Source organism: Streptomyces microflavus (assembly GCF_014650075.1).
GTDB lineage: Bacteria > Actinomycetota > Actinomycetes > Streptomycetales > Streptomycetaceae > Streptomyces > Streptomyces microflavus.
The window spans coordinates 303,125-325,736 of record NZ_BMUG01000002.1 but is presented as its reverse complement, the minus strand read 5'-3'; the positions used below and the strand labels follow the sequence as shown (position 1 = coordinate 325,736).

Here is a 22,612-nt window from a genome sequence, read left to right as displayed (position 1 = left end):
CTAGCGGCCGCCCGGCGGGCAGATCCGGGCCGGCAGCCAGGTGGGGAGGCCGCGGCGCTCGTCCTCGGAGAGGTCGCGGCCGAGGGTGGCGCACAGCTTCTTCTTCCAGAGCCCGGGGTCGAGGCGGAGGACGCTCACGTTCGCCTTGTCGATGCGCCGGAGCAGGGTCCTGCCGTCCTGGGAGGCGGCCAGGAACTCCTGTTCCTCGGCGAGCACATAGGCCTCGCCGCGGTCCTCGGGATCCGCCGCGTCCTGGAACCGGACGGAGTTCCCGTTGGCCAGGAAGTACACCGAGCTGTCGGCCCGGAAGCCGTGCTGGAAGTAGCCGAAGCGGTCCAGCGGACCGACCGGCCCGAGCACCCGCCGCGGGCGCTGCCCGGGGCCCCGTACCGACCACACCTCCACCATGGACCCCTTGGTCTGCACGACGGCGAAATCGCCGCTCCGGTCGAGCACGGCAGTGCTCACGTCGGGCTCCAGCTCGACCTGGAGCGCCTTGTTCTCCTTGCCCGTGCGCAGGGAGAGGGCGCGGACGGTCTGTTCGCCGGCGATCAGGAGCTGTACGTGTCCCGGCTCGGGGTGGAAGGAGGCGGTGAACTGTGCCAGGTCCTTCCCGGCGAACTTCAGGCCGCGGAGGTCGACCGGCTTCGACAGGCGTCGGCCGTCCCGGGCGTTCCAGTGCTCGATGACGGTGCCGGAGACGGTCAGCAACTCGTCGCGCGGGCCGAAGAAGATCCGCACGGACGTGTTCTCGGGAGGCGGCGCGGTGACGATGTCGGTGGCCGTGCGCAGGGAGGGGAGCTCCCAGACCCTGACCTTGTCCGGGCCGATGAGATCGGCGGCCAGCGTTCCGCTCCGGTCGGCCTTCACCTCCTGCACATCGTCGGTGAAGCCCGACTGCTGCTTCCTCGGCGGCCGGGCCACCTCCTTGACGAGGGTCGACCCCTCCGTGTCCAGGCGCACGATGCCCAGCCTGCCGCCGTCCTCCCCGAGGCGGACCACCGTCTCGTCCCCCTCGCCCCAGGCCGCACCGCTGAGCAGCACCGGCGGGCTGTCGGCTTCGATGGTGCTCCAGCCCAGGGGGCGGCCGGTCACCGAGGTCTCGTCCCGGACGATCAGTACGGGCTCCTCCGGATCGCCCACGAGGGACAGGTCGTCGTCCTCCTTGGGCAGCCTGCTGGGCCCCAGAGCCTCCCGCACCCCGCTTCCCGGGCGCGTCCCGACGACGGCCCAGGAGGCCGTCAGCTTGTGCACCGCGAAGTGCGCTCCGGTCCCGTCGATCCCGATGCTCTTGCAGGAGCTGCTGAACTCTCCGGGCCGGTACCGGGTCAGCGTCCGGCCGTCCGTCACCCGGACGGCCTCGTACGCCACGTTCTTCCCGATCCGTCCCTGCCGGCAGACGGCGAGCACCGCACCGTCGCCGGACAGGGCGAGCCGGGGCACCGTCGACGCGTACACCCCGTCCGCCAGTTTCCGCGTCCTCCCGGTGCCCACGGCGACCGCCACCAGGGAGGCCTGCTGCGCCTTCTCCTGGGTGGCGTCGGGCCGCAGCTGGGCGACGAGGGTGTCCGCGTCCGGCCCGAACCACACCCGGTCCACGGCGGGCAGCCGCCCGGGCAGCTCCCGCGTCCGCTCCGTCGCCAGGTCCCGGCCCCGTAGGCGCCCGTCCGTCGCCGTGACCACCTCGCGGGCGTCCGGGGAGAAGTCCGCGAGGCCGAGGCGCTGGTCGAACGAGGAACCCGTCTCCCCGAACTCGCCGCCGCGGACCTTCCGTTCCCGGCCCAGCACCGCCGGCCCGTCCTTCCCGGCGGGGTTCACGTCGTGCCAGACGAGGGTGCCGCCGTCCTTCGTCGACAGATAGGCGATCCGGCGGCCGTCCCGGCTGACCATCGGGAAGAAGACCTGTTCCGCGAGGGGGAGGCGGGCGCGGACGATCCGCTCGCCGGCGCCCCGGACGAAGAGCACGGCGCCCCCCTGCGAGCTCGTCACCCCTCCGGCCTTGGTCGTCACGAGGACCACCCGGCCGTTCGTGCTCGTCGCCACCTGGTCCACCAGGGTCTCGGTCCCGGACAGCGCCCACCGGGCGAGCAGAAGGTGGTCGTAGCGGCGCAGCAGCGCGTTGCCGGCCTCCTGGGTGGGGGAGAGGTCGTGGGCGGCCATGGCGACCAGGGCGGCTCCGCCCGGGTCCCGTTTCGCCAGCTCGTCCGAGAGGCTCGCCAGCGAACGCGACCGTCCCTCCGCCTCCCGTTGCGCGCTGGTCCGCGACTCCTGGACGAGGAAGGTGCCCAGCCCGGCGATGAGCGCGAGGACGAGCGCGGCGGCCACCCACACGGCCCGCACGCGGACCCGGCGGGCCCGATGGCGCCCTCCGGCGAGGGCGACGAACTCGCGCTCCGGCTCCGAAAGTTCGGCTTCTCTCGTCTGCAACCGCCGCTTCAGGGACCCGAGATGGAGGGGGCCGGGCAGCAGATCGGACGGGCGTCCCGCCTTCTCCCAGCGGTCGAGGTCGTGGCGCAGCTCCGCACGGGCCGCCAGCAGGTCGCTGTCGGCCTTCACCTGTTCGGCGAGGGTCGGCCAGGCGCTGATGAGCGTCTCGTGGGCGAGCTCGGCCGTCTGCGGTCCGTGCTCCTCGCCGTGCAGCACCAGCAGCCGTTTCCCGGCCAGGGACCGGGCGATCCGCCACCGCGCCTCGCCCGCCTCCTCGCTGGTGATCATGCGGCGCAGGGGGGCCTCGCTGCCGGGCAGCACCCGGACGAGCCCGGTGAGCAGCCGCAGCGCTTCGGCCTCCTCCTCCGGGCGCACGCACTCCTGCCACGCCGCTTCCGCGTGGCGCGCCAGGGCGCCGGAGACCCCGCCGATCTCCTTGTACGTCGCGAGGCGGAGCCGACCGGAGGCCTGCCGCTCCCAGAGCTGGGTGAGGACGAAGCCCAGGAGGGGCAGGATGCCGGGGGCGGCCCCGGCGTCCTTCAGGATGAGGTCCTCCAGCCCGGGGTCGTACGCCACGGCCGGCAGGCGTCCGACCGGCTCGCCGATCACCTTCGCGAGCTGGGCCGCGGACATCGGGGTGAGGGGGACGCCGGTCCCGCCCTTCAGTACCGGTCCCAGCACCGTGTGGCTGAGCGCCGCGTCCATGAAGTCGGAGCGGAGGGTCAGCAGAACGCGGATGCCCTCCGGCTGCTCCTGACGGAAGAGCAGGCCGGCGGCCTCCGCCAGCTCCGCCTCGGAACGGTCCAGGAGGGCCTCGGCCTGGTCGAGGACGACGAGAACCCGGTGGCCCGCGCTCCCCAGCACGCGGTCGAGGACATCGGCGAACCGATCCTTCCCCAGCAGGGAGCCCACCTGCTCGGCGCTGTCGACCGGGGCGGGCCCGCCCACCCGCTCCCTCTCCCGCAGGTGCAGCTCGTACAGCCTGGTGGCGAGTGCGTGGCGCAGGGACGAGATGTGCCCGGCGTCGACGACCAGGACCGTGTACCCGGCCTCCCGCACGACCGGCACCACCCCGGCCAGCGCCAGCGAGGACTTGCCGCAGCCGGAGGGTCCGTACACCGCGGTCGGCCTGTCGCCCGTCGAGACGGCGGTCACCACCCGCCGGATGTCGTCGTCCCGCCCGAAGAAGACGTCGGCGTCGGCCTCCTGGAAGGTGTCCAGGCCGCGGAAGGGGGAGCGGGGGGCGATCAGGGAGCGGAGCTCGGGCAGCTCCTCCAGCAGTGTCCGGGTCCGCAGGGCGAACGCCTGCTGGGCCTCGCGTACGGGCTCGGCGGCCACCATCATGCCTACGGCCGCGCCGAGTTCGTCGTCCCAGACGGGGCTGCCGCTGAAGCCCCGTCTGACGTACATGCCCTCGCCGTCGCCCCGCGAGAGCTGGACCCATCCTTCCCGGGTCGGCCCCCGGAACGTACCGCTGTGCCAGATGCCGCCGGGGTGGTCGTCGGTGAACCCCACGGCACGGGCACGGTGGTGCCACACGCCCTCCGGGGGATCGGCCAGGGGCAGCGGCCGGGCGCCGGGTATCGGGTCCCGGAGCCGCAGGAGGGCCATGTCACCGGTCCGGTCGGGCCGGACGGGTATCCAGCGGTGCACCTCGGCCGTACGGTCACCGTCGTCGTCCGGGTCCCCGGCGTTCCCGGCCAGGGGGAGACCGACGGTGACCTCGGCCCCGGGCTCCACGGTCGCGTCACGGGGCCGGTCGAGGGCGTCGGAGACCACATGGGCGCAGGTGAGGACGAGACCGTCGGCGACGAGGAAGCCCGCACCGGCGACGACCCCGTCCCGCCCCTCGATGCGGACGACGGCGGCGACGAGCGCCGCTTCGGGACCGTGGGCGGGGTCCTGCGGGCGCTTCTGCCGCTCCGGGCGGCCCGGCGGCTCCGGCGGGCCGTCTCCGTCGGTCCCCTGCGGTCTCCGTGTCACTGGGCCCCCACCCGTATCAACTGCCCGGTCAGCGTCCAGTATCGGCGTCGGCGGCCGGGGCGTCGCGCCTGTTCCAGGTCAGGCTGACGGAGAAATTGGCCGCGGTCGCGGTGCTGGCGATGACGACGTCCGCCTCGGCGGACAGGGACACCCCGAACTCCAGGGTGATCTCGTCCGGGGCGTGGGCCATGCCCGAGAACCGTCCCACGAAGCTCTCCGCCACGGGCCGTACGGTGTCCAGCATCTGCCCGAGCGTCCGCTCGGCCCGCGCCACGGTACGGCCGCCCCGCCCCACCCGGACGAGCGCCTCGTCCACCTCGCGGATCTGGACCCGGACGGTCTCGGCGCTGCCGTCGCCCAGGGGCACTTCCACCGTGTGGACGGGGCGTTCGCTCATGGCGGTACTCCAATGCTCGGGAGCTGAAGAGCGTAGCGACAGCGGCCGGGAGGCCGGTGTGAGGGCGGTTCGTGCACAGCGCGCGACGGCCGTATTGCCTTGTGTGTAAGGGGAGTTGACGCTGCGACACCTGTATGTCGCGAGCATGACATCTCGTCAGGCGTCCTTGCCCCGCCCGAACGCACGGCCCCATCGTCGGATGCGGCGGACGAAACCCCGTACGCCGCATCCCCGGCGCGTGAACCCCTGGCGCGCCGACATTCGAGGAGACTTCTTCATGGCAGCAGTGCGCACCACCAAGCGAAGGATCGCCGGATCGATCGCCGCGGCCACCACACTGGCGCTCGCCGTCGGAGCAGGCGCCTCCTTACCGGCGCAGGCGGCCCCCGCGCCCGAGGGCAGAGTCCTCCAGGCCGGGGCGGAAGGCGCGGTTCCCGGCAGCTACATCGTCACGCTGAAGGAGACGGCCGGGTTCACCGCGTCCGCGACGCAGGGCACGAAGCTGATAGCGGGCTACGGCGGCCGGATCACGCGCACCTACACATCCGCGCTGAACGGGTACGCCGCCCAGCTCAGCGGCGCCGAGGCCAGGCGGCTCGCCGCCGACCCGGCGGTCGCCTCGGTCGAGCAGGACCAGAAGGTCCACTCGACCGCCACCCAGACCAACGCGCCCTGGGGCCTCGACCGGATCGACCAGCCGAACCTGCCGCTGAACGGCACGTTCACCTACCCCGACTCCGCAGGCATCAACTCCACCGTCTACGTCCTCGACACCGGCGTCCGCATCAGCCACCAGGACATCGTCGGCCGGGCCTCGAACGGCTGGGACTTCGTCGACAACGACGCCGTCGCGCAGGACGGCAACGGCCACGGCACGCACGTCGCCACGACCGCCGCCGGGACCACGTACGGCGTGGCCAAGAAGGCGAAGGTCGTCGCCGTACGGGTCCTCAACAACAGCGGTTCCGGCACCACCGCCGGGGTCATCGCCGGGGTCGACTGGATCACCGCCAACCACGTCTCCAACTCCGTCGCCAACGTCTCGCTCGGCGGCGGCCCCAGCCCCACCCTGGACGACGCGGTGCGCCGGTCGATCGCGTCCGGCGTGACGTACGCCATCGCGGCCGGCAATTCCAACGCCCCCGCGTCCGGCTACTCGCCCGCCCGGGTGACGACCGCGCTCACCGTCGGTGCCACGACCCGGACCGACGCGCGGGCCAGCTACTCCAACTACGGGCCCCTGGTGGACCTCTTCGCCCCGGGCTCCGACATCACGGCCGGCTGGGCCACCTCGGACACCGCGACCTACACCGGCAACGGCACGTCCTTCGCGGCACCGCACGTCGCCGGGTCGGCCGCGGTCTACCTGACGAACCACCCCGGCGCCTCCCCGGCCGCCGTGGGCACGGCCCTCGTGAACGGCGCGACCAACAACGTCCTCAGCGGAATCGGAACCGGCTCCCCGAACAAGCTCCTCCGGCTCGTCCCGTGACGCGGTGACGCCGTGACGCGATAGACGCGCTGCTCAACGGCCGGTGGCCGTACGGGGATCGGCCCCCGTACGGCCACCGGCCCTGTGCGTTCCGGAGGGATGCACAGGGCCCGCACAGGAGCATGCACGGAAGGTGAGCGGAGTTCAGGAACAGCTCACGCTCTGTGCAAGGGGTCCGGGCACACCCGGCCGGTCATGCCCTCTGTGGTGCGGCGATGCGGCTCGCCGTCCGTGTATCGGTCCGGTGCACGCGCGTTACGGACGGGTTGCGTGGTGCCCGTGCCACCGTCGGCCACGTGACCCAGGTCGCAGTCGCCCCACCCGATTTATGGGGTCGGTGCACCGGGCACCACTTCACCGGGCAAGCCGGTGTCCGGAGCACCTAGGCATGCCGCCCGCCCGGCCCGCACCGTAGGGATCGAAGGACCCGGATGCGCAGCCGAGAGGAAAGGCACAGGGATGATTTCCGCTGCTCCATACACAGACAACCGACTGTCGGGCGAGCAGTACAGCCTGCCACCCGAAGCGTCCGGAGTGGAAGACATCGTGCTCGGCGAGCTCGGATCGCGCCTGTTCCTCTCCCTGCCGCGCAGTGACCAGCGCCGGCGCGGAATGCACTACCTCCAGGCGCTGATAGCGGCGGAGGGCCGCAAGTCGATACGGAACATCGCCGCCGTCCTGGGCGGCAGCGCCACGGAACAGAGCCTGCACCACTTCGTCGCCAGCTCCACCTGGGGCTGGAAGCCGGTCCGCCGGGCACTGGCCGAGCATGTGGTGCGGGTAGCCCCGCCCCAGGCGTGGGTCGCCCGGTCCATGGTCATCCCGAAGGCCGGGGAGAACTCGGTCGGAGTGGAGCGCCAGTTCCTTCCGTATACGGGCCAGGTGCTCAACGCGCAGTACGCGGTGGGGGTGTGGGCCGCCTCCGAGGCCGGCAGCTTCCCGGTCAACTGGCGGTTGCACCTCTCCGACGCCTGGCTGGAGGACGGTGCCCGCCGGACGCAGGCGTCCATCCCGGACGCCGTGGCGTCGGAGTCGCCGGCCGACTGCGTCCACGAGGCGTACCTGGGCATGATGCGGAGCTGGGGCCTGCCGGACTGCCCGGTGGTGCTCGACGGCCACGGCGCCGACGCGGCGGACGCGGCGGCGACCGTGCGGGCCTACCACGGGGCGGGCGTACGGGTGCTGGCCCGGGTGCCCGGGGGCACCAGGCTGGACGTCACCGACCCGCTGCTCCGGGGCCGGACCGGGGCGTCGACCGCGCACCAGATCATGGCGACCGCCCGGGACCTGCGCCGGCCGGTGGCCTGGCGCGCCCACGGGCCGGGGCGCCCGTTACGCCGGAGCCTGGTCGCGGCGGTCCGGACCGCGATACCGGGCGCGGTGCGGCCGCCGCGCCGGCACAGCGGTGAACTGGTGCTGCTCGGGGTGGGCGAGCAGGGGCGGGCGTGGCCCGCCGAGCTGTGGCTGACGAACATGACGGACGTCCCGCCGGGCGAACTCCACCGGCTCACCCGGCTCGTCGACCGGGTGGACCACGACTTCCGGGAGACCGCCGAGCGGGTCGGCATCCGCGACTACACGGGGCGCTCCTTCGCCGGCTGGCACCGCCACGTCACCCTCGCCTCGGCCGCGCACACCGTGGTCGCCCTCAGCCGGGCGGGCGACGAGGTCCGCTCCGCGTGCTGAGCCGGGGCCGGAACACCGCCCGGCCGGTTCACTCCACGTCGGTGCCGGGGCGGGAGCCGTCCGCGTGCGGGTCCCGCCCCATCAGGGCCGACCGCATCCGCTTCAGCTTCAGGGCGAGTTGCACTTCCAGGGCGCGATCGGGGTGCTGCCACCCCTCGCCCAGCAGTTCGTTGACCCGCTCCAGGCGGCGAGCGACGGTGTTGGGGTGCACATGAAGCTCCTTCGCCGCGTGCGTGGGGGATCCGCAGGCGTTGAAGAAGGCCTCCAGCGTGTCGGTGAGCTGGGTGAGCCGCTGGTGGTCGTAGCGCACCACCGGACCGATCACCGAATCGATGAACCCGTCCACGTCGTGGTCGTCGGAGACGAGCAGCCCGAGGAACCCCAGCTCGGAGGCGGCGGCCGACCGGCCGGAGAGGCCCAGTGCGCCCATCACCTCCAGGCAGCGCAGCGCCTCCAGATAGCTCCGGTGGATCGGGGCGGCACCGGAGACCGGACCGGCGGCGCTGACCGTCACCAGATGTCTGAGCAGCGGGGAGAGGTCGTTGTGCACCTCGCGGGCGACCTCGGCCGCGTCGGTGCCGGGCAGCAGGAAGACCACCCGGCCCGACTGCTCCGACTTCAGCCCGTCCTTGCGGTGCGCGTAGGAGGAGGCCCAGATCATCGCCTTGCGCCGGGCGTCGCCGACCGGGCTGGCGACCACGAGGACGTAACTCTCCTCCAGGGCGACGCCCAGCTTCCGGGCCCGCCGGTCCAGCTCCCGTGTGGAGCGGGTGCGGTTGACGAGGTCGTCCAGGAAACCGTCGCGGGCCTGGCTCTCCATCACGATGCCGTGGCTGTTCTGCATGAGCAGCAGGACGGCGGTGGCCTGCGCCACCAGGCCCAGCAGCCGGATGCCGGACTCCCACAGCGGGCGTTCGGTGCGCAGCAGCAGCGCGCCCAGGTTCTCGTCGCCCATCAGGACGGGGGCCGCCCACACCCCGTTCTTGACCCGGATCGCCTTCCCGGCGGCGTGCGCGTCCATCATGGCCCGGGAGATCATGAGGTCGTCGTCGGGCTGGGCCCCGGCGGTGGTGGCCAGCACCGTGCCGTCGCCCGCGCAGACGGTCAGCGCCCCGCCGAGGCCGTCGGACGCCTCCTCGACCAGGCTCTGCAGGTCGCACCCGGAGAGCACCTGGGACATGAGGAACTCGTTGATGTCACCGACCTCCTGCCACTGCCGGTGGCCGGCCTCCGCCTCGTCGGTGCGCCGCTGGAGCATCTCCATCTCCGCGGCGGTCCGGTCCATCAGCCAGGCCTTCTCGATGACGGCACCCGCGAGGTCGCCCAGCGAGCTCATCAGGGACACCTCGTCGGCGGAGAAGTGCCGGGGCTCGCGGTCGGCGACGTGCAGCACCCCGAACGGACCGCTGCCGTGGCTGAGGGGGACGGCCATGATGCCGCGCAGCTCCTCGGCCCGCACCATCTCGTCCAGCCGCTCGTGGTGGGGGAAGCGCGCGTCGCTGAGGTAGTCCGCGCTCCAGAAGGGGGCCGAGGTGGTGAGGACGTCACTGCTCCCGGCGCCGTGCGGGATCTGCATCCCCACATGGAACGACGACACGTGCCCGTCACTGGCCTCGACCCGGGCCGTGCCCTTCTCCGCGGTGAGCAGGGTGATGTAGGAGATGTCCGCGCCGAGCAGCATCCGGGCCCGGCGGGTGGTCACCTTGAGAAGTGTCTTGAGGTCGTAGGGGGCGGAGAGCTCACGGGCGATGTCCACGAGCGCCGACAGGCTCGCCTCGCGCTGCTGCCTGCGGTCGAGCTGGGAATAGATGTGCAGACCAAGTTTCCGCGCGTTTTCCAATCGGTCCAATTGGGGTCCTGGCATTCCCGCGGAACGGGCCAGGGTGAGGAGCGATTCGAATCGGTCGGGCGGCGCGTCGGAGGCCAATAGCTCCAGTATGGCGACGGCGTCGATGTTCGCCTCGGCTTCGTGTCTTAACACGTGATCCCCCGTTGTGCGGCCCGGCATCATCTCTGGTCAGCGGCCCCGGCGCGGTCCGTCCAGCCGCACCGCCACTCCGCTTTCTGCACCCCTCGGAAGCGTAATGTGCCCTGATCTTCAGGGGGAGGTGGTCCGGGCACCGTAGAACGGCGCCGAGGGGTAGGCAGCGCACTTTTCGCCTAAGGATTTTCGGGGGCAAGCGGTTGCCGGACCCCCGTGCTCGGAGTGCATGGTGGGGCCGGAGCTGCGGCTGTGAAGGCAGTGAAACCGGAGGGTGAACAACTTCCGCCGACGGCTCAGGTCAGATCGAGCAGGACGAGCTCCTGCCGCGAGCCCACGCCGAGCTTCGGATACGCCTTGTAGAGGTGGTGCTCGACCGTGCGCGGGCTGAGGAACAGCTGCGCGGCGATCTCCCGGCTGCTGCTGCCGTCCTTGGCGAGCCGCACCACCTGGAGCTCCTGCGGGGTCAGCCGGTCGATCAGATTGTCCGCGAGCATCCGGGCCGTCACCAGGTGCTCGCCCGCGGCCTGAAGTTCGGCGCCGGCCCGCCGGGTCCAGGGCTCCGCCTTCAGCCGCTCGAAGGTGGCCAGCGCCGAACGCAGCACGCCACGGGCCTCGTTGCGCCGCCGGGCCCGGCGCAGCCACTCGCCGTACAGCAGCTCGGTACGGGCGCGCTCGAAGGGCCGGCCGCCCTTCTCGTGCAGCTGCAGTGCCTGGGTGTAGTGCTCCGGCCGGTCGGTGAGGAGCGCCCGGCATCTGAGGACGACCGCCTGCGCCCAGGGCGCGGTGGTCGTGGCCGTCCGGGGCCGGGTCCCGGCCCGTGCCCAGTTCTCGAAGTGGCGCATGGCCGCCTCGGCGCGCTCCGGCCGGCCGAGCCGCACCGCGGCCTCGACCTGGTCCGCGGCGGTGGACAGGGACAGCCAGGTGTACCGGTCCGGGCCGGGCGGCGGCGGGTCCAGCCGGGTGAGGGCCGCGTCGAAGTCGCCGAGACCCAGGTCGAGCAGGACGCGTGCGCAGTCCACCCCGGTGCGCAGCGCCGCCGGGGTGGCGTCCGCGAGTTCGCGGACCCGCTGTGCGTCGCCCTCGATGGCCGCGATCCGCGCGCGCACCGCACCGAGACGGGCCAGGCGCCGGCGCAGCCCGGTGTCCCGGGCGATCTCCTCCGCCTCGGCCACCGCGGCCTCGGCGTCCCGGTGGCGTCCGGCCAGCACCTGGTTCTGCGACAGGACGTCGAGTGCGTACGGGAGTTCACCGATCAGCGCCTGGGAGCGGCACCACCGGACCTCGGCCGCGGCCAGGTCGAGGGCCGCCTCGTCGTCGCCGAGGACCGTGCCGCAGGTGAGGGCGAGCATCCGGACGGCCTGCTCGTCGACGGCGCGGGTGTCGGGTGCGTCGAGCCGGCCCTCCAGGAACCGCGCGAGCAACGGCACTCCATGGGCGGCGTCGTCGTCGCAGAGCCGCTCCAGCCCCTCGACCAGCGGATCGGCGCCACCGGCCGCCGCGAGCCGGCCGGCGGCGGCGCGCACCGCGTCCCCGTCCCCGGCCAGCCAGCCGTAGGCGGCGGCGGTACGGAGCAGGGCGGTCGTCTCCGGGGTGGCGGTGCCCCCGGCGCGGGCCAGCAGGCCGCGGGCCGCCTCGCTCTGGTCGCCCAGCTCGAAGACGACCGCCGCGCGCACCGAGGCGATCCGGGCGCCGACGGCCGGATCGTCCGCCAACTCCTGGGCCTCCACGGCGAGTCGGTCGGCCTGTGCGGCGTGGCCCGCGGTGAGTGCCAGCGCGGCCGCTTCGGCCAGCCAGGAGGCGCGCCGGCCGTGGTCGGTGGCGATCCGGGCGGCGTGCCGGAAGAGACCGGAGGCCGCCGCGTACGCGGTACGGCCCCGGGCCCGCCCGGCCGCCGCCGCCAGTTCCAGGGCCACTTCGTGGTCCGGCCCCGTGGCCACCGCCAGCAGGTGCCGGGCGCGGCAGTCGGGGTCCTCGGCGGCCTCGGCCAGCGCCCGGTGCACGGCGATCCGGCGGGCGAGCACCGAACCCTGGTACGTCGCCGAGGCGATCAGCGGATGCCGGAACGTGACCGTGCCGTCCATGACGTACATCAGGCCGGTCCGCTCGGCCTCCTCCAGATCGCCGAGGTCCACGCCCAGCAGCTCCGACGCCCTCAGCAGCAGGGGCAGATCGCCCCGCCCCTCGGCCGCCGCGATCAGCATCATCAGCCGGGTGCGTTCCGGCAGTTTGCCGATCTGTGACCGAAAGGCCGAGAACACGCGGTCCGCGACCGGCAGGGGGGCGTGCTGATGCGGCTGGTCACGCCGTGCGGAGTCGAACTCGATGAGCGCGAGCGGGTTCCCCGCAGACTCGGTGATGATCTGGGAGCGCAGAGCGGGGGCCCTGCCCCGGTCGGCCAGCAGCCGCGAGGAGTCCTCGAAGTTCAGCCGGGACAGCTGCAGTTCGGGAATGCCCGGGGCGACGAAGCCGTCGTCGCGGCCGGCCAGCACGATCGCCACGCCCTCGGCGGCCAGCCGGCGGGCGGCGAACAACAGGGCCTCGGCGGTGGCCTGGTCCAGCCACTGGGCGTCGTCGACCAGACAGAGCAGCGGCCCGTCCTCGGCGAGATCCGCGAGGACCGTGAGCACCGCGAGCCCGGTGAGGAAGCGGTCGGGTCCGCGCTCCTCATGTCCGGTGCCGAGCACCGCCCGTAACGCGGCGGCCTGCGGCTCGGGCAGGGCGTTCAGCCGGTCCTGCACCGGCCACAGCAGCTGGACGAGGCCGCCGAAGGCCAGATCCGCTTCCGGCTCGACACCGGTGACCCGTAGGATGCGCAGCTCGCGGCCGTCGTTCCCGTCGTCCCGCAGAGCCGTCGCCGCGAGCCAGTCGAGCAGTGCCGTCTTGCCGATGCCCGCCTCGCCGCGTACCAGAAGAGCACCACTGCAGCCGGCCCGCGCCCCGGCCAGCAACTGCTCCAGCCGCTCCTGTTCGGTGGTTCGCCCGTACAGCACCGACGTCCCCCTCCACCCGCTTGACGACCCGCCCGCATGCCATCGGTATACGGTCCCATGTTACTTACCCGTGAATACGTACCCGGGGCAGTAGAGACTACGGATTCGCCGCCAGGGCGCCGCTCCTACCGTTGTGATCAGGACATCCGCCGATGATCACGACCCGCTGGAGGACACCATGGACGAGCTGTTCAAGCCGCTGCGCCTGGGCAAGACGACCCTGCCGAACCGTCTCGTGATGGCACCGATGACCCGCAGCCGCTCCGCCGACCGCTCCGTGAACGCGCTCACCGCCGAGTACTACGCCCAGCGCGCCTCGGCCGGGCTGATCATCACCGAGGGCACCCAGCCGAGCGTGATCGGCCAGGGCTACATCGACACCCCCGGCCTGCACTCCACGGAGCAGGCCGAGGCCTGGCGGGGCGTGACCGACGCGGTGCACGCCGCGGGCGGCCGGATCTTCGTCCAGCTCATGCACTCCGGCCGGGTCGGCCACCCCAGCCTCTACCCGGACGGCGCGCTCCCCGTGGCGCCCTCGGCCATCGCCACCGGCGGGCAGATGTACACCCCCGACGGCATGGTCGACCACCCCGTCCCGCGCGAGATGACCCTGGAGGACATCGCGCGGACGGTGGAGGACTTCGTCTCCGCCGCCAAGCACGCGGTGGACGCCGGGTTCGACGGGGTGGAGCTGCACGGGGCCAACGGCTACCTGATCCACCAGTTCCTCGCCGACGGCTCCAACCGGCGCACCGATGTCTACGGCGGTTCGGTGGAGAACCGGGTGCGGTTCGCCGACGAGGTCGCGCGGGCCGTCAGCGACGCCATCGGGCCCGAGCGGGTGGGGATCCGCATCTCTCCCGGATCGACCGCAGAGGGCGTCGGCGAGAGCGACCCGGCCGAGCTGTACCGGACGCTGATCCGCACGCTGGCCCCGTACAACCTGGCCTATGTGCACGTCATGGAGTTCGGCCACCGCGAGGTCACCGAGCTGGTCCGGGCCGAATGGCCGGGCACGCTGATCCTCAACCCGCACAAGACCGGCGCCGAGGCCTCGGTGACCCCCGAGGCCGCGCTGGAGGTCCTCCAGGACGACCTGGCCGACGCGGTCAGCCTCGCCTCGCTCTGGCTCGCCAACCCGGATCTGGACCGGCGCATCAAGGCCGGCGGCCCGTACAACGTGCCGGAGGCGAGCACCTTCTACGGCGGCGACAGCCGCGGCTACACCGACTACCCCACGCTGTCCGCCTGACCCCGGCCGCGTGACGGTCCGGCACACCGGGCGGTGCCGGACCGGATCCGCGCGGGCGACGCGCGCCCGGCCAATCCCTCACCCCTGGAGGACCGATGAGTGAATCCCTCGCGGGTCCGGGCACCGCGCGCCCCGACAACGCGGACCCCACGGCACCCGGCACCGCCCGCATCCCCACCTACTGGCTGGGGCTGATGGCCGGACCGCTCTCGTTCGGCATCGCCGGACCCGCGCTGGTCCTGGACGACATCGCCCGAGACCTGTCCACCACCACCGGAACCGTCACCTGGGGCGTCACCGCCTTCGGCTGGGGCATCGCGGTGGGCACCCCCCTGATGACCGGCCTGCTCCGGCACCGCGGTGCCCGGGCCGCGCTCAGCGCCTGCGGGGCGCTGGTGCTGCTCGGCGCCCTCCTGGTGCTCACCGTGCCGCTGCTCCCGGCCGTCATCATCGGCTGCGCGCTCCAGGCGCTCGGCACCGCCGGTCTGACCTCCATCGCGATGAGCCTGACGAACTCCGCCCGCTCGATGGGCTTCGTCACCGCCTCGCTCGCGGTGGTCGGCTCGACCGCCCCGCTGGTCGGCTCGCTGGTCAACGACGCGATCAACTGGCAGGCGACCCTGGCGCTGCCCGCGCTCAGCCTGATCGCCCTGCTCGTCATCATCGGACGGGCCTCCACCAGGCCCACCTCGACCGCCGCCTTCGACGGGCTCGGCGCGGTGCTGCTCACGGCGGTGGTCACGGCCCTGGTCTTCGTGCCGCACTACCCGCCGGTCGCCGGGATCCTCTCCGTGGTGACGATCGCCGCGCTCGTGTGGCATCTGCGGAGCAAGCCGCAGGGGTTCGTTCCGGCGGTGGTGGTACGCAGCCCCGTCTTCCTGATCTCCTCGGTGCTGGCGTTCCTGCTCGCGGCGGTCAACTTCGGGCTGATGTTCGCGGTGCCGGAGGCCCTCTCCGACCACACCTCGTGGTCCAGCGGCAAGATCGGCGTGGCGATGGTGTGGCCGCTGCTGCTGGGCGGCGCGCTGTCGTGGGTGGTGGTCGCCCTGTCGGCGAAGGTGGGCCGGCAGCCGGTCATCATCACCCTGGTCGCCCTGAGCGTCGCCGGTGTGGTGCTGGCCTCGGTGAGCGTCGTCGCGGTGCTGCTGCTCCTCGCGCAGGCCCTCGCCTCGATCGCGGCCGCTTCCGGGCAGGGCGTCTTCGCGGTGCACTCCACCAAGGCGGTGCCCGACGAGGAACGGCCCGCCGCGATCGGCCTGTTCAACCTCTGCTATCTGCTGGGCGCGGCCTTCGGCCCGGCGATCGTCTCGCTGCTGTAGGACGTGGCGCGCGTACGGCGAGGGCCCCGGCACCAGGTGCCGGGGCCCTCGCCGTACGCGCCGGGCGTCAGAGGTCGCTCTCCCCGCGGTGCAGGAAGGCCAGGAGCAGCGAGACGTCCTCGTCGCTCAGGGTGAGACCGAACTTCTCCCGCAGGGCCGCCACCACCTGGTCGGGGCTCAGGACCGCCCGCTCGGTGCGTCCGTCGGGATGGTCGGTCACCAGGACGTCGTTGCGCAGCCGGTGCCGTACGGTCTCCGAACCCCGTTGTGCCACGAGCCGGTTGACGAACGGGGAGCCGGGCCGGGTGGAGCTGACGTAGTGGGCCGCCCGGTAGTCGACCTCGTACTGCCGCTCGGGCCGGAAGGCGTAGAGGTCCGTCCAGCCGCCCTCGGGGTTCTGGTTCCGCAGGACCCAGTGGTCGTCGTCCACCCCCAGCTGCCAGCTCCAGCCCGCCATGGTGCTCAGCGCGCCCTCGCGCAGCGGTATCGGCTCGATGAGCCCGGCGTAGCCGTAGCCGGGGTCGGCCAGCCACACCGTCTCCGGCTCGTCCACCGCCCTGACCAGCAGGGAGGTGTGCGAGCGGAAGCGCCGGCGGGTGTCCCCCTCCCGGATGCGCGAGAGTATCCGGACCACCGGGAAGCCGAGGCGGTCGAGTACGGCGGCGAACAGCAGGTTGGTCTCGTAGCAGTAGCCGCCGCGGCCGGAGCGGACCAGTTTCCGTTCCAGGTCCGCCATGTCGAGCGACACCGGGCGGCCCACCGCGATGTCGATGTTCTCGAAACAGATGGTGCTCATATGGGCGCGGTGGAGCTGCTGGAGGGTCTTCAGCGATCCGTCGAGCGCGCCTTCGTATCCGATCCGCCGAAGGTAGGCGTCCAGATCGAGCCTGTCCGCGCCCCACTCGGGCGAGTGGTCGACGTCGACAGGCAGCCCGGTGGCGTACATCGGGTCATCACTCCTTCATGGGGTCGCGGACATCCGCAGGGTGCCGGGGTCGGTGTCACGCCTCGACCCGGACCCCGTAGAGGGTGACCCAGGTGTTGAACTCGACCAGCCGTTCCATCACCGCGCGCGTCCCCCACAGCCCGCCGAGCCCGGCGTACGACTCCAGCGGCTTGTCCAGCAGCAGCTGGACGGACTCCGCCGGCACCAGGGCCAGCACCGGCGAACCCTCGTCCAGCAGGGCGGCGACCTTGTCGCGCAGCGCCCGGACGTACTCCAGGTCCTGGGTGGAGGGGTACGGGCTCTTCTTGCGGGTCAGCACCGACTCCGGGAGCACGTCCGCCACGGCCGCGCGCAGCAGGCTCTTCTCGCGTCCGTCGAAGTTCTTCATCTCCCACGGAACGTTGAAGACGTACTCGACGAGCCGGTGGTCGGTGAAGGGGACCCGGACCTCCAGGCTGGCGGCCATGCTGATCCGGTCCTTGCGGTCGAGCAGGAAGTTCTCCCAGCGGGAGATGTTGAGGTACGTGAGCTCCCGCATCCGCTCCTCGCGGCCGGACTCGCCCTCCAGCCGGGGGACCTCCGCCAGCGCCTCGGCGTAGCGCGCCTTGACGTACTCCTCAAGGCCGAGCCGGTCCCAGAGGCCGATCTCCTTCATGGTGTCCAGACCGCCGAGCCGCTGCCAGGCGTCGTACCAGGGGAAGGTGTCGCCCTCGACGGCCTCCTTGTCGAAGAACCAGTTGTAGCCGCCGAACAGTTCGTCGGCGGTCTCCCCGGACAGGGCGACGGTCACCTGACGCTTCAGCGCGGTGCACAGGTGCAGCAGCGAGTGCTCCATGTCGCCGGTGGAGATGGGGAGGTCCTGGCAGCGCAGCACCCGGGCGCGGATGGACTCGTCCAGGACGTCGGCGTTCTCCAGCTCGACCACGATGTGCTCGGCGCCGCAGTGCTCGGCGACCTCGACGGCGTACGGGGTGTCGGGGTCCTGCCAGATCCCGTTGCCGGCGAAGGCCTCGTCGTTGCCCTTGAAGTCGATCGAGAACGCCTTGACGCGCTCGGACCGCCCCTGGTCCCGGAAGGTCTTGGCGGCCAGCGCGGTGAGGGCGCTGGAGTCCAGTCCGCCGGAGAGCAGGGTGCCCACCGGCACGTCCGCGATGAGCTGGCGGCGGACGATGTCGTCCAGGAGCTCGCGGACCTGGGCGATGGTGGTGTCGAGGTCGTCGCCGTGCGGCTGGGCCGTCAGCTCCCAGTAGGTGCGGGTGGTGCGGCCGTCCTTGCCGAAGCGGACGGTCGTGCCGGGGACCACCTCGTGCATGCCCTTGAAGACGGCGTGCCCGGGGGTGTTGATGATGGCGAAGATCTCGGCCAGGCCCTCGCGGTCCACGACCGCCTCCGCCTCCGGGTGGGCCAGGATCGCCTTCGCCTCGGAGCCGAAGAGGACCCCGTCGCGGGTCGGGTAGTAGAACAGCGGCTTGACGCCCATCCGGTCCCGGACCAGCAGGAGTTCCTCGGTGCGCGGGTCCCAGATCGCCAGCGCGTACATCCCGTTGAGCCGCTCCGCGAACTCCTCGCCCCACTCCAGATAGGCGTGGAGCACCACCTCGGTGTCGCTGGAGGTGCGGAAGGAGTGGCCGAGACCGCTCAACTCCTCTTTCAGCTCAAGGAAGTTGTAGACCTCACCGGTGTAGACGACGACCGGCAGGCCGTCGTCGGGCGCGGTGACGTGCATCGGCTGCCTGCCGCCCTCCAGGTCGATGACCGAGAGCCGGCAGTGGCCGAGCGCCGCATGGGGAGCCGTCCACACCCCCTCGTCGTCCGGGCCCCGGCACGCCATCGTGGCGGTCATGGCCTCGGCCGTAGCGCCCAGTCGGGACAGATCGCGGTCGTAGCCGACCCAGCCTGCGAGTCCACACATAGTGCCTCGGTTCCTTTCCTTGTGTTCAGCCGTGTCAACAGCGCTGTACGGGAGCCGGACGGCGGTTCCTAGGTGCGGGGCACCCAGCCCGCCCGGTCCCAGTAGCGGAGCTGGTCCGCCTTGAAGGTCGTGGAGACGCGGGCGACGTCGGGGCCGCCGACCACCATCGTGCTGGGGATACGGGGGGAGAACTCCGGCCACGCCGGGGCGTGCGGGCTGACCGGCCTGCCGTCGCGGGCGAAGGAGGCGATCAGGTCGATCAGGGTGTCCGAGACCTGGCGCTCCAGGGGGCCGTCACCGTAGGCGGGCTCGTTGACGGGCAGTGCGTGCGAGCCGAACAGGAACTTCGACGTCGCCTCGTGCGGGGTGCCGGAGTAGGGCGCGCGCACCGGATGCGCGAACTCCATGAGGTACTGCGGCGACCTGCCCTCGCGGGCGTGCCGCTCGGCGAGCCGGACGATCTGGTAGCGGAAGAGCCCGTCGCCCCATATCTCGGTCCAGAGCGACATCGGGTCCTGCGGCAGCCCGCCCCGCACGGCCGCCTTGCGGTAGAAGGCGATGACCTGGTCCGCATCCCGGAGGCCGGCCCGGGCACTGCCCTTGCGGAGCACCATGAACACGGCCTCGCGCAGCTCGGCGTCGTTCGTGGGGTGGGGCCCCGGGTAGGGGTAGCCGGGTCCGGCGGTGAAGAACGATCCCTCGGTACGGGCGTACACCGGCATGACCGGTATCCGCGGGGTGGGCAGCTCATGGTCGTAGCCGCGCATCCACTGCCCGTCGGGCACCGGCCCCCGGTACTCGCGCCAGCCGGTCACCGGCCGCTCGGCGGGATCGCCGGAGTACAGCTCCTCCCAGGCGGCCTTCAGTTCGTGGCCCGACACCTGGCGCAGTCCGGCGACCGTGGTGCCGAGCCGTGACGCGAGCAGGGCGTAGACCTCGCGCGACTCCTGCGGGGTCGTCGAACTCGCCGGATTCCAGACGTGCTTGGCGCTGATCGGCACGGCCCGCCTGATCACCCCGCGCAGCTGCGGCAGCAGGCTCAGCTGCCAGGTGCTCGACCCGCCGGCCGAGGTCCCGGCCAGCGTGATGTTGCCCGGGTCCCCGCCGAAGGCCGCGGCGTTGGCCTGGACCCAGTGCAGCAACGCCGCCTGGTCCTGGAGGCCCCAGTTGGCGAAGGACGAGGTCCGCCGGTCGGTGAACTCCTCGTGGAGTCCCCAGCCGAGCAGCCCCAGACGGTAGTTGAAGTTGATGACGACCAGGTCGCCGCGTACGGCCGGTCGGGCCCCGTCGTAGTCGGGTTCGCTGCCCGCCCCGAGGAACCAGCCGCCGCCGTGGATGTAGACCACGACGGGCCGGCGGCCGCTGGTGCTCGGCGTCCACACGTTGGCGTACAGACAGTCCTCGCTGCTGTCCGGCAGGTAGTCGGTCTGCAGCGCGGGGGCGCCGAAGGCCGTGGCGTCCCGCACCCCGTTCCACGGTTCGGGCGGCCGGGGGGATGCGAAGCGCAGCGGCCCCACGGGCGGGGCCGCGTAGGGGACGCCCCGGAAGACGGTGACGTCGTCGAGCCGTTGGCCCGCGATACGGCCGGCGGTCGTGCGGACGGTGACCGATCCGCTGCGGGGCCGGGACGGCTGGTGGGAGGCGGACGCGGCCGCCGCCGGCCGGATCGAACCGGCGGTCGCCGCCGCTGCCGCGGCCGCCGCGGCGGTGGCGACGAACGTGCGCCGGGGAAGGCCGGAGCTGTTGCCTGATGTCATCGAAAGGTCTCCAGGGGCCTGGGGGGCGTCCCGCCCTGAACGGCAGGACACCCCTGTGCGCCGGAACGGACGCGGAGCAGGGGGCGGGAGCGGCCTCATGGTGCATGCCGTCCGCGACACCGGCCCAGGCCCGACCGGCTAGTCCGTCAGGTCGGAGCCGCTGGACGCGGGTAGACCTGATGGAATCCGCGTCACCTGACGAACTGCGCCCCCGCCGGTTGGCAGCCGCCGCGATCCGGCCCAGGATCGGCAGCCGGACCAGGGCGGGACGGCCGCCCCCTCCTGACCCGCGGGTTCGGGTCGTCCGTGGACCGAGTGGCGCGGGACCCCCCGGACGCCGCCTCGTCATCGACGAAGCCCGCGACGGGCTTGCCGGCACCGCACCGACTCACCCCCGACAGCGAGCGGTTCCCCGCTCGCGCCATGCGACCGTGGAGGCACCAGTGGACAACGTCGTGTCCGAGATCCGGCTCAGGCCCGCGCTCCAGCAACCGGACTGGCCCGATGCCGAACGACTGGAGGAAGTGCGCCGGACCCTGTCCGGCCGCCGGGCACTCGTCCGTTACGAGGACGTCCGCGACCTCCGGCAGATCCTCGCCCGGGTCGCCATCGGCGAGGCGCAGGTGGTCCAGGCGGGTGACTGCGCCGAGGACCCGATGGAGTCCAGCGCGGGGTACGTCGCCCGGAAGGCCGCCGTGCTCGACCTGCTGGCCGGGGCCATGAAGATGGCCTCGCACAAGCCCATCGTGCGGATCGGCCGGATCGCCGGCCAGTTCGCCAAGCCCCGCTCGCAGCCGGTGGAGTATGTCGGCGGGGTCGAACTGCCGGTCTACCGGGGCCATATGGTCAACAGCCCCGAACCCGCCCCCAAGGGCCGCATCCCCGACCCGTCCCGGCTGCTGACCGGCTACGACGCGGCGGGCGAGATGATGGGCCACCTCGGCTGGCACAGCACCGCCCGCGAGCCCGGCCGGGCGATCGACCCGCCGGTCTGGACGAGCCACGAGGCGCTGCTGCTCGACTACGAGCTGCCGATGCTCCGCAGGGACGAGTCCGGCGCCCGGTGGCTGGCCTCCACCCACCTGCCGTGGATCGGCGAGCGGACCCGCGCACTGGACGGGGCCCATGTGGAGCTGTTCGCCTCCATCGCCAACCCGGTGGCCTGCAAGGTCGGCCCGTCGATGACCGTCGCCGACCTGCTCGGCCTGTGCGAGCGGCTGGACCCCGACCGCGAGCCCGGACGGCTCACCCTGATCTCCCGGATGGGCGCGGGCGCCGTGGGGGAGCGGCTGCCCGCCCTCGTCGCGGCCGTCCGTGCGGCCGGGCACCCCGTGAGCTGGCTCTGCGACCCGATGCACGGCAACACCGTGACCACCGGCGAAGGGCTCAAGACCCGCTATCTGGAGCACGTCGAGCGGGAGGTGCGCGGCTTCCTCACCGCGGTCCGCTCGGCCGACGGCACGGCCGGGGGCATCCACCTGGAGACCACCCCCGAGGACGTCACCGAGTGCGTGCGCAACGAGACCCGGGCCCACCAGGTCGGGGAGAAGTACACGAGCTTCTGCGACCCCCGCCTCACCGCCTCCCAGGCGGTCTCCGTCATCGCCGCCTGGCGCGACTGAGCCGGGACACGTCCCGCAGACCCCTTTGCACACCCGTACACCCCTCGTACGAAGGAGAGTTCAGGTGGAAGAGCACACGGCACTGGTCACCGGGGCCGCCGGCGGTATCGGCGCGGCCGTGGTCCGGCTGCTCGCCGAGCAGGGAACGGCGGTGGCCGCGGTCGACCGCGACGCCGGCCGGCTGGCCGAGGAGGTCGCCAAACTCCGGGCGGAGTCCCTGCCGGTGACGGCCTTCCCCGTCGACGTGTCCGACAGCGCGGCGGTCGACGCCGTGGTGGCGGCCGTCGAGGAGCGGGTCGGGCCGGTCGACCAGCTGGTCAACGCCGCCGGGGTGCTGCGGCTCGGGCCGGTCAGCGAGATCACCGACCAGGACTGGCGGGCCATGCTCGACGTCAACATCACCGGCGTCCTGAACGTCTCCCGGGCGGTCGTGAACCGGATGATCCCGCGCGCCCGGGGCGCGATCGTCACCGTCACCTCCAACGCGGCCGTCACCCCCCGGGCGGGGATGGCCGCCTACGCCGCCTCCAAGGCCGCCGCGACGCTCCTCATCAAGTCGCTCGGCCTTGAGGTGGCCGAGTACGGCATCCGCTGCAACACCGTGGCCCCCGGCTCCACCGACACCCCGATGCTCCGCTCGATGTGGCACGACCGGGCGGCCGAGCAGCACACCCTCGACGGCTCCCCGGCCGCGTACCGCGTCGGCATCCCGCTGCGCCGGATCGGCCGCCCCGCCGATGTCGCGGAGGCGGTGGCGTTCCTGCTCTCCGACCGGGCCGCCCAGATCACCCTGCACGACCTGACCGTGGACGGCGGCGCCTCGCTGGGGGCCTGACCGGCCGGAC

13 protein-coding genes are annotated in these 22,612 nt (G+C 72.7%); 6 read left to right on the top strand and 7 right to left on the bottom strand.

Annotated elements, in window-relative coordinates:
- Positions 1-4,410: a serine protease gene (locus IE264_RS06520; protein WP_078657422.1), complete on the bottom strand. Its 4,410-nt coding sequence runs from the start codon at positions 4,408-4,410 to the stop codon at positions 1-3.
- A gap of 28 nt (positions 4,411-4,438) precedes the next feature.
- Positions 4,439-4,807, bottom strand: coding sequence for a CU044_2847 family protein (locus tag IE264_RS06515; protein WP_015609622.1), 369 nt, complete (start codon positions 4,805-4,807; stop codon positions 4,439-4,441).
- A 277-nt stretch (positions 4,808-5,084) separates the two neighbouring features.
- On the opposite strand from IE264_RS06515, the gene IE264_RS06510 reads away from it, so the two are divergent.
- Both IE264_RS06510 and IE264_RS06505 read left to right on the top strand, forming a co-directional pair.
- A complete protein-coding gene (locus IE264_RS06510) occupies positions 5,085-6,299 on the top strand; it encodes a S8 family peptidase (protein WP_032756091.1) in 1,215 nt (404 codons plus the stop codon).
- A 459-nt stretch (positions 6,300-6,758) separates the two neighbouring features.
- Positions 6,759-7,985 (top strand): IS701 family transposase, encoded by a 1,227-nt coding sequence (locus IE264_RS06505; RefSeq protein WP_015609620.1) that lies wholly within the window; start codon positions 6,759-6,761, stop codon positions 7,983-7,985.
- 28 nt (positions 7,986-8,013) lie between these two features.
- On the opposite strand, the gene IE264_RS06500 is transcribed toward IE264_RS06505, so the two are convergent.
- A complete protein-coding gene (locus IE264_RS06500; protein ID WP_229887426.1) occupies positions 8,014-9,834 on the bottom strand; it encodes a helix-turn-helix domain-containing protein in 1,821 nt (606 codons plus the stop codon).
- Between the two features lie 428 nt (positions 9,835-10,262).
- Complete coding sequence (locus IE264_RS06495; protein WP_032756092.1) at positions 10,263-12,959, bottom strand: helix-turn-helix transcriptional regulator; 2,697 nt, start codon at positions 12,957-12,959, stop codon at positions 10,263-10,265.
- Between the two features lie 178 nt (positions 12,960-13,137).
- Here IE264_RS06495 and IE264_RS06490 point away from each other — a divergent pair, with 178 nt between their 5' ends.
- Entirely contained in the window at positions 13,138-14,211 is a 1,074-nt protein-coding gene (locus IE264_RS06490; protein ID WP_032756235.1) for an alkene reductase, read from the top strand.
- 95 nt (positions 14,212-14,306) lie between these two features.
- Positions 14,307-15,530, top strand: a complete 1,224-nt coding sequence (locus tag IE264_RS06485; protein ID WP_032756093.1) for an MFS transporter — start codon at positions 14,307-14,309, stop codon at positions 15,528-15,530.
- A 67-nt stretch (positions 15,531-15,597) separates the two neighbouring features.
- Here IE264_RS06485 and IE264_RS06480 read toward each other — a convergent pair whose 3' ends face one another.
- The 3 genes from IE264_RS06480 to IE264_RS06470 all read right to left on the bottom strand — a co-directional run bounded on the left by IE264_RS06480 (position 15,598) and on the right by IE264_RS06470 (position 20,145).
- Positions 15,598-16,476, bottom strand: a complete 879-nt coding sequence (locus tag IE264_RS06480; RefSeq protein ID WP_032756094.1) for an arylamine N-acetyltransferase family protein — start codon at positions 16,474-16,476, stop codon at positions 15,598-15,600.
- Positions 16,477-16,531: 55 nt separating this feature from the next.
- Positions 16,532-18,388, bottom strand: coding sequence for an asparagine synthase (glutamine-hydrolyzing) (gene asnB, locus IE264_RS06475; RefSeq protein WP_032756095.1), 1,857 nt, complete (start codon positions 18,386-18,388; stop codon positions 16,532-16,534).
- 68 nt (positions 18,389-18,456) lie between these two features.
- The gene (locus IE264_RS06470) at positions 18,457-20,145 is read right to left on the bottom strand and encodes a carboxylesterase/lipase family protein (protein ID WP_032756096.1); all 1,689 of its coding nucleotides are present in this window, start codon (positions 20,143-20,145) and stop codon (positions 18,457-18,459) included.
- Positions 20,146-20,588: 443 nt separating this feature from the next.
- On the opposite strand from IE264_RS06470, the gene IE264_RS06465 reads away from it, so the two are divergent.
- Together IE264_RS06465 and IE264_RS06460 are read left to right on the top strand one after the other, a co-directional pair.
- The gene (locus tag IE264_RS06465) at positions 20,589-21,767 is read left to right on the top strand and encodes a 3-deoxy-7-phosphoheptulonate synthase (protein WP_032756097.1); all 1,179 of its coding nucleotides are present in this window, start codon (positions 20,589-20,591) and stop codon (positions 21,765-21,767) included.
- 64 nt (positions 21,768-21,831) lie between these two features.
- Positions 21,832-22,602: a 2,3-dihydro-2,3-dihydroxybenzoate dehydrogenase gene (locus tag IE264_RS06460; RefSeq protein WP_015609611.1), complete on the top strand. Its 771-nt coding sequence runs from the start codon at positions 21,832-21,834 to the stop codon at positions 22,600-22,602.
- The last annotated feature ends 10 nt before the right edge of the window (positions 22,603-22,612 follow it).

Excerpts from the sequence above, each read along its gene's own strand:
- IE264_RS06515 (WP_015609622.1), bottom strand. The coding sequence starts at position 4,807 with ATGAGCGAACGCCCCGTCCACACGGTGGAAGTGCCCCTGGGCGACGGC.
- IE264_RS06510 (WP_032756091.1), top strand. The coding sequence starts at position 5,085 with ATGGCAGCAGTGCGCACCACCAAGCGAAGGATCGCCGGATCGATCGCC.
- IE264_RS06505 (WP_015609620.1), top strand. The coding sequence starts at position 6,759 with ATGATTTCCGCTGCTCCATACACAGACAACCGACTGTCGGGCGAGCAG.
- IE264_RS06490 (WP_032756235.1), top strand. The coding sequence starts at position 13,138 with ATGGACGAGCTGTTCAAGCCGCTGCGCCTGGGCAAGACGACCCTGCCG.
- IE264_RS06485 (WP_032756093.1), top strand. The coding sequence starts at position 14,307 with ATGAGTGAATCCCTCGCGGGTCCGGGCACCGCGCGCCCCGACAACGCG.
- IE264_RS06480 (WP_032756094.1), bottom strand. The coding sequence starts at position 16,476 with ATGTACGCCACCGGGCTGCCTGTCGACGTCGACCACTCGCCCGAGTGG.
- asnB (WP_032756095.1), bottom strand. The coding sequence starts at position 18,388 with ATGTGTGGACTCGCAGGCTGGGTCGGCTACGACCGCGATCTGTCCCGA.
- IE264_RS06470 (WP_032756096.1), bottom strand. The coding sequence starts at position 20,145 with ATGACATCAGGCAACAGCTCCGGCCTTCCCCGGCGCACGTTCGTCGCC.